This window comes from candidate division WOR-3 bacterium (assembly GCA_039802205.1).
Classification (GTDB): Bacteria; Hydrothermota; Tepidihabitantia; order SM23-42; family JAOAFX01; genus JAOAFX01.
The window spans coordinates 22,388-29,836 of the sequence record JBDRWD010000031.1 but is presented as its reverse complement, the minus strand read 5'-3'; the positions used below and the strand labels follow the sequence as shown (position 1 = coordinate 29,836).

Annotated in this window: 5 protein-coding genes; 2 read left to right on the top strand and 3 right to left on the bottom strand. The window is 42.5% G+C overall.

Translation table 11 applies throughout. The features are described 5' to 3' along the window. Positions 1 to 618 precede the first annotated feature (618 nt). Together ABIL39_07535 and ABIL39_07530 are read left to right on the top strand one after the other, a co-directional pair. Entirely contained in the window at positions 619 to 3,438 is a 2,820-nt protein-coding gene (locus ABIL39_07535) for a T9SS type A sorting domain-containing protein (GenBank protein MEO0165971.1), read from the top strand. 54 nt (positions 3,439 to 3,492) lie between these two features. Further along, complete coding sequence (locus tag ABIL39_07530) at positions 3,493 to 5,004, top strand: hypothetical protein (GenBank protein ID MEO0165970.1); 1,512 nt, start codon at positions 3,493 to 3,495, stop codon at positions 5,002 to 5,004. A 328-nt stretch (positions 5,005 to 5,332) separates the two neighbouring features. Here the strand turns inward: ABIL39_07530 and ABIL39_07525 are convergent, their stop codons facing one another. From ABIL39_07525 to ABIL39_07515, 3 genes are read right to left on the bottom strand one after another with little or no spacing between them, the layout of a single operon-like run. After that, entirely contained in the window at positions 5,333 to 5,962 is a 630-nt protein-coding gene (locus ABIL39_07525; GenBank protein ID MEO0165969.1) for a hypothetical protein, read from the bottom strand. Further along, positions 5,959 to 6,801 carry a hypothetical protein gene (locus ABIL39_07520; protein ID MEO0165968.1) on the bottom strand — a complete coding sequence of 281 codons (843 nt, stop codon included), beginning with the start codon at positions 6,799 to 6,801 and terminating at the stop codon, positions 5,959 to 5,961. The genes ABIL39_07525 and ABIL39_07520 overlap by 4 nt, the downstream gene beginning before the upstream one ends. Further along, entirely contained in the window at positions 6,798 to 7,427 is a 630-nt protein-coding gene (locus tag ABIL39_07515; GenBank protein ID MEO0165967.1) for a hypothetical protein, read from the bottom strand. Before ABIL39_07515 ends, ABIL39_07520 begins: the two co-directional genes overlap by 4 nt. Positions 7,428 to 7,449: the final 22 nt, after the last annotated feature.

Sequence of the window (7,449 nt, the reverse complement as noted above, 5' to 3'; positions counted from 1 at the left end):
TTACAAAAGCCTCACGAGTATTTGGTAATTTTTCCGTTACTAATCGCTTACCATCTTCATCCATCACCGTTATGGTAGATGAATGCTTATGGACATCTACACCCAGGTAGAGATAATTTTTATCTTCAGCCATTAGTACCTCATGTTTAACTAATTTTATTAAAAATTCCGCATATGGGAATAACTATTTTTCATTATATCCTTGACATCACTAAAAATCTGATTAAGCTTAGCCCGTGAATAATTAAATGGATTCATAGGTGTATCCTCCTTTCAAGATTAAATGACCCATTTAATCTCTTAATCATAAGGAAGGATACACCTTTTTCTTTTAATTTCAAGAAAAATTTCCACACTTTAAGTATATCACCTATCCAAAAATTACCCTTGACAGAAGAGAGAATTGCGGTATAATATTATAGTTGACAATAATTATAATTTTGGTGAAAGGAGGTGATGGGAAGGAGCAGAAACAAAATCCTTTTAAGTGTTTGACCTGACACTCAAAAGGATAGAAAAAGAAATAGGGTCAAACACAAAAGGAGGTAAGATGCTACGCACTATCTATCTATCGGACTATTAAGCATTCTCCCGCTTTATGCGGGGGAAGCAGTCTATGTGGTCGCCAATCAGATGCTTTTTAAAACTACAGATTACGGCATCAGCTGGTCTCGTATCGGTTATGAATTACCGCCTCTTACATGTGTCACCGGATATTTAGTGGACTCCGCACCAAACTACTATATCCTCTATGCCGGAGCCGGCAAGGATGGTGTATATAAAAGCATTGACCTGGGTTATTCCTGGGTACCCATTAATAATGGACTACCCCTGCCCCTTCTGGATTCTGCTTATAAAATCGTTGTTAATCCGGCAAATCACGCAGAACTCTTTTTAGTTTGCAGGGGAAGGGCGATATATTATTCCTCCAATGGTGGTGATTATTGGTCCTATTTTCCACCTCCTGAGGGCTATCTATACTCTTTACGCCGACAGCAGTTTGATGTAGCGAAAGATGGTACACTATGGCTCCTTTGTCGTAAAGATGTGCCAGTTTTTATTTGGGCAATTGTGAAACGTCCACCAGGAAGTTCAACATGGTATGAGGTCAAGACCTTTGACATTCGTGCACTACCAGAAGACTTGGTTTGCTCCCCATTCCATTCGGAAACTGTATTCTATATTGATGCTGTTGATTCCATTGCTGGTCGTTCATACAATCCTGTGCTAAGAACTACTGATGGAGGCAACAGCTGGGAGGAGGTGATTAATTCAAATATATATGGCGTTTCATGTTTAGCATTTACGCCTTACTCTGCAGATACAGTTTATGCGGGTCTTTTTGATGATGCATCTGCACCTCGGCATGCGATGTTGAAAAGCGACCACGGTGGCGCGCCTGGTACTTGGTACGAATTACCTCTTAATGATCAAGTAATGGTTTATTCTGTAGGATGCGACCCTGAAAGTGTTGGTGTGGTGTTCGCAGGTTACAAACGGTACAGTCACCCAGACCAAGGTGGTGTTGAACTCGGCTGGAATGGCGGTTGGAATTGGAGTGATGTCAGTTCGGGATTGCATTATTATCCAGTCTGGAAGCATGCACTCGTTTGCCAGCCAACAATTCTTTTCAGTTCCACAGGCTACGGCACCGCCTACTCAGCACAGAAGTTGGTATACATTCCTTTTACCAATAAATTATGCGCAGTCTACCAAACCCGCGATAGCATTTACGCCGCATTTTCCGCGAATTTTGGGCAAACTTGGCGCTACAAGAAACTATTAGGTCCCGGAAATTTCCCCATTTCTGCAGTTGCGAGTAGTGGCTATCCCTGCCTCATCTGGCAACGGAATATTGAACCGACACCACAGGTTGCTGGCGGTGAGTTGTGGTTTGCAAGGTATGATAGGACGAATTGGAGTGAGCCATATATGTTGGCTTCTTTTACCGGTCCATTTAATCTTGATGTCAATCCGCCCAGTTTCATAATTGACCCAACAACGAATATCGGCTATGTAGTTTTTGAATGGCGCGACCGATATATAAATGGACCAACTTCCCATCTCTGTCTTGGATGGTTTGATGTTAATAATCCAGTAAGCTTTCAGTTTACTGAATTAGAATATGCACTGGCTCCACTCCGGTGTGAATTTCCTTCAATCACTCAAAGTGGCAATCATCTCTACATTGCATTCCAGCGTGAAGACAAAATCTTCAGGATAAAATGGGATATTGTGAATCATCAGATTGTTGATAGAAAGCAGGTTTCACAAGATGGAAGACTCGCACACCATCCCTTTGTTGATGTTCACCCCAATGGACTGATAAACTATGTTTACGAAGACTCAACCGTGAATAATATTGAAATATATAGGGCATACGAGTTGAACGATGTGATTTATCCTGTAGGAAACATTAGCAATACCCCTGGCAAATCACAATGGCCACAAATCTGTAAAGGAACAACATGGATAACCTGGAGCGAGTATATCTGGCCGCCTCAGGACAACAACTGGGAAATCTGCTATAAGGATATGGAATATGAAGGCTACCAGATTCTATCCCAGACCCTTGGGATGTCAAAATATTCACATGGAGTTGTCACTCGTTCACCTTACTGGCCGCCTCCTTATGAGCCGAAACTGACCGCGATCTGGACCGAAGGGAATCAGAGTCTTTATGAAATCAGAGCAAAAACCGTTACTCTTCCTGAAATTTCCTATTTCTATGTTGATGCGGGCAAAGAAACACCAAGCCCCTGGACAGTGCAGAGGGATGGCTATATCCAGTTTGCTCCCGAGCCAGAAAAGACGATAGATTATCACTCGCAAAAGTTAATCTATCACTTCCCGAATCTGAATCCAGCAAAGCGTTATAGAATCAAACTCGTATTCTATTTTGAATCCCCAGGCCACAATCGCTGGAAGATGAAGATTGATGCAGACAATATCTTCCACGCAAATCTCTGGCTAAATCTTGGTGAAATTGCCACTCTTGAGCGCTGGCTTCCAACTGCCTGCTATAAAGATGGCGAAGTCTATCTCAATATCACAAAGGTAATTGGTGATTATGCCCTGGTTGCCCAGATATTCATTTATGAATACGAAAGGGAAATTGAGGAAATGGCAAAGAATACGCAGGAATCTAATACTTCGTCCTTCAAAGAACCCCGCCTCTCAATCACTCCTAATCCCTTTTATGATCATACTGTAATTCACTATTTCCTGCCAGAGGATGAAAACCAAACAAAAATCAATATCTATGATGCATCCGGACGTCTCGTGCAGCAGTTTAATCATTTAATTCATACACAATCCAATCAAATCAAATGGGATGGAACAGATTGCACAGGTTCTGCACTACCTAACGGAATATACTTTGTGGTGGTAACTACATCCAATTACCGGTTGACTAAGAAAATAGTTTTAATAAGATAAAATTTATAGGGGGCTCCTCTCTTGAAGAGCCCCCCCTAGAAGAAGGAGGCTTGTATGCGAAAGATTTCTCTAATTCTTTCTGCTTCATTTTTCCTTCTCGCTCCTGGTTTTAGTGAAACAATTATAGACTCATCATGGGTTCTCAGTCTCTGGGCCCAGGAGGGTCATAGAATCTCTTATAGTCCATTAGTTGATGCAATTTTAATAGCTAATCGTGCTCTCTTTAATTATTCTATAAATGCTCATTCCGCGCCCGGCAACCTTTCATACTGGGTTCATGATAACTATATTTATAATCTGCAATTTGGAAGACCACATTGGTGCATAAGTACCCTTGCTTCAACAAACCCCTATATTGGTTTTGGTGCTGCTCTTGGCTATAAAGCAATTGCCCAACGTTGTGTGGGCTGGTTTACCGGGAACTGGGAAGACCCTGTGAATATTGGTCCTGATACCGCAGGTGTATTTATGAATATCCCCCTGCAACTTCAGGATGGGAATATTCTCTTTATTGCCCTGACCGTTGATAGTATTATCTATTTCACACGCTCACCTGATTTACAGATTGAGATTGCTCACGGAAAGGTAGCAGATAATTTCTTCTGGGGAGCTGATGTAAATAATGGCATTGTCTATGTCTTCTATTATGATGAGTCTGCCAATGTTTATTACAGAACAACCGTCGATGGTATCAATTGGAGTCCAGAGCAGGCCTGGACCATAGTCTGGCCAAATCCGTATCCGAACAACATTATAGGTTTTGTGCAAATGGCCGTCACTGATGCTGGCAATCCCCTCTTGGTTTTTGATAATTGGAACGGTGATGATTATAATAATGGCCTCTACCCTTGGCATAGTAAGGTCTATGTATCTTATCAATCTGGTCAGCCCTGTATTGAGGTCTCTTCCACCTTTGGTGCACCAGATACTGAATGTATTTATCCAACAATTGCGACCGGCGGCAATTATGCAGCAGTTTTATACTGTATGCCGCGGAATAACGAGCCCGATGCACTTAACTGGTGGGATTTTTATGTGGTCTGGTCCTCGGATAATGGACAAACCTGGGGAACACCCATTAACTACACTGGGTCATTAACCAATCGACCCGGCCTCCCTCAACTCGCAAAGCGGATTGATACATTAAGGAATCGGGCCTATTATATTTATGCGATTGATATGGTAAGGAATATTGATCCCCTCTGGAATGTCTGGATAAGTGGCGACTATGACCCAATATACATCTATTTTGACTATGCCCAGTATACAGGTATTGAAGAGGGTGAAAAGTTGAGGGCGGAAGGTAAAGAATTGAAACTGATGGTTTTGCCTAATGTTATTAGAGATTATGCCCAAATTCAATGTGCGATTCCAGAAAGACAGCGAATCAGCTTAAATCTTTATGATATTATCGGCAGGAAGGTCAAAACGATTGCTCAAGGCACAATTGAACCAGGTGTTTATTCTTACCGATTAGATTCATCTAATCTCATGTCGGGAATATACTTTTTAATTCTCAGCGGTGTCGAGGATAGAAAAGTTCAGAAGGTTTTGATTCTAAGGTAAAATAGTTGCTTGGGTGGAGACCACAATAGAGAGGCCTGTTCCCAGTGGAAGTCAATATGGTAACGCAAATTCTGATTTTTAATTTAGAGCTGGTATACAAATACTACTCTTCCGATTTTTTGTTCCCCTGATAGTTTTAGATTCAATTTATAATTCGGGTCCAAGGAAGGGTTTTCTTGTATAAAAAGAGACACCAGCGGGGTGGTTTTTACTTGCCCCCTCAGCAAAGGCAGAAGAGATATTTACCCCGGAAATCTTCGTTTGTACAGCACAAAGATTTCTCGTAGTTGAATAGTGGTTTCTTAATTGCCGATCTCAGAGTATCGGTTTATTTTATTATCCCTAACCACTCACTCAGCAGGAATTGAAATCTTCCAATCAAAAGACTGATGCGTGCCATCACGGTATAGCCAAAGGAAGCGCCAAAGCCGAGCATGATAAATATTATCCCTAAGTTCGCAATAGGTTTGATGATACCCTTGCGCTCTCTTGAGAAGAAGAAGAAGATGAGGGTAGCAACAACTCCGAGTAGAATTATCACTGCCCATAAACCATTATCCCAGCGGGAGAATACATCTCGCGTCAGCATCGTCCCTTGAATTTGTTTTATGATGTCCGCCTGCAAAGCCGCCGGTATTGCTACCCCTGAGCCCCAGCCTAACAAAAACGCAATTGGAATGCGCACCAACCAGGAAATCTGAGGTATGAACCGTGTGATATATAACACACCCAGTACCAAGGGGATGACATATAAGATTTGTCCTTCTTTAAACAGCGGTACAATGAGATTGGGGTAGACGACATTGTGATAGGAAAGGGCTATGAAATAGCCGGCAGAGGTACCGACGAATAAGTGTTCGGCAAAGCGGTAGAAGGGATTGTCTCTAAAGATGAAAGAGAAGATAAACAGGGTAAGCAAAGAGGAAATCCAGACCAGAATATCAGGTGAAAGGTTCATTTTTTCCTCCTCAACATAAAATAACCAATATTGCCAATTATGATAAAAAGCATTATAAAGAAATGACCTAAAGACTGGGCATCCATGGCCTTGGTGGCGTTTCGGCTGGTGAGTCGATAACCAATTTTTGCCAGTGCTGTTTCGTATTCCGCAGCCCCTTTCATCCCGGCAAATACTCCTACCAGCTGACCGCTATTGAGATAGGGATAGGTATCGGCGGCTGAAACCGCCGTGACTCCAGTTCCGAGTTTGAATCCAAATTTTGCCTGTCCGTATAATATCCATGTTCTATATCCCGGGTCTCCTGCTGAAAAGCTTATCACCATACTTATATCATTGTAGTTTTTTATTGAGGCAGTCAGGGGCAAGGAATCGAGAGGGGTATTGTAGTAATCAGCTGGGAAGACATTTTTAAAATTATCCCCGAGTCCCAATACTACTGCTGCAGCGCCGGCTTTGTAGCCGAGAAATACATAATCTTCACCGTATTTTTTATTGTAGACCGGTGGTACTTTTTTTAATGCCATTTCCGCCATTCCCGCGCCCTGGGGCCAGAGTGCCAACACCAGAACCTTTAGATTTCTATTGAAGCAATGGTTCAATAACGCCTCCAGCATTGGATATAATTCCGGCATGGATTGTGGATCAAAGTCACAGGAGATGAGAAGCGGTTTGGCATCAGGGGAGAGTGCTTCAATTGCGTTTATCAATTTCTGCGTCTGGGGCATGACATTTATCGCCATGCCGATCGGCGTGATAAGAGGGATGATTATCGCCAGCGCAATAACGATATAGATGATCTGTCGCGGAATTTTTGCTATCAATTCGGCGAAGTTCATTGTTTACCTCCTCCACCCAACCATGAACGTTCTATCCCCAAGATTATTTTCAGTGCCGTAGAGACAACGCCCAGAGCTACTCCGAACATGATCCCTCTTTTTGCTGCCATATTCGGGACCTTTAAAAGCCATTCTGCAAATTCGGAGAGTTTGGGGTGGATGAAATAGCCAAAGGGAACAAATCCCAGCATCACCACAAACGCTGCAATCAAAAGCAGGGTTGCTTCCAGTGTCCGGGCTCTAAAGGCCCGATAGGCTGCCGAAGCCATATAGAAAGCGAGAATTGCAAACATACTCGCGCCGAGAGGAAGTATGACATTGGAGTAGATTGTCATAAACACTGTCCCACTCTTTATCCCCCCGAATAATCCGATTATAGCCATTGCCGCCAGACTGAAAAGCGTGATGATACTAAAGGGCCAACCTTCGTTTTTCCGTTTTATCCGGTCGGCATGATGGTCAATAAGACTGCCAATGCCAAGAATAATGCTGAAAGCAGAAACAACAATGACCCAACGATTGATATGTTCGTTAGCCTGAGTGCTTATCGGATGTCCAATGAAGAATTGCGCGATCATCAAAACTCCCATTAACATACAAATTAATAAGGGGAGTTGTTTTTTCATTTCGCCTCCTCAAAGTTTTAAT

Excerpts from the sequence above, each read along its gene's own strand:
- ABIL39_07525 (MEO0165969.1), bottom strand. The coding sequence starts at position 5,962 with ATGAACCTTTCACCTGATATTCTGGTCTGGATTTCCTCTTTGCTTACC.
- ABIL39_07515 (MEO0165967.1), bottom strand. The coding sequence starts at position 7,427 with ATGAAAAAACAACTCCCCTTATTAATTTGTATGTTAATGGGAGTTTTG.
- ABIL39_07520 (MEO0165968.1), bottom strand. The coding sequence starts at position 6,801 with ATGAACTTCGCCGAATTGATAGCAAAAATTCCGCGACAGATCATCTAT.
- ABIL39_07530 (MEO0165970.1), top strand. The coding sequence starts at position 3,493 with ATGCGAAAGATTTCTCTAATTCTTTCTGCTTCATTTTTCCTTCTCGCT.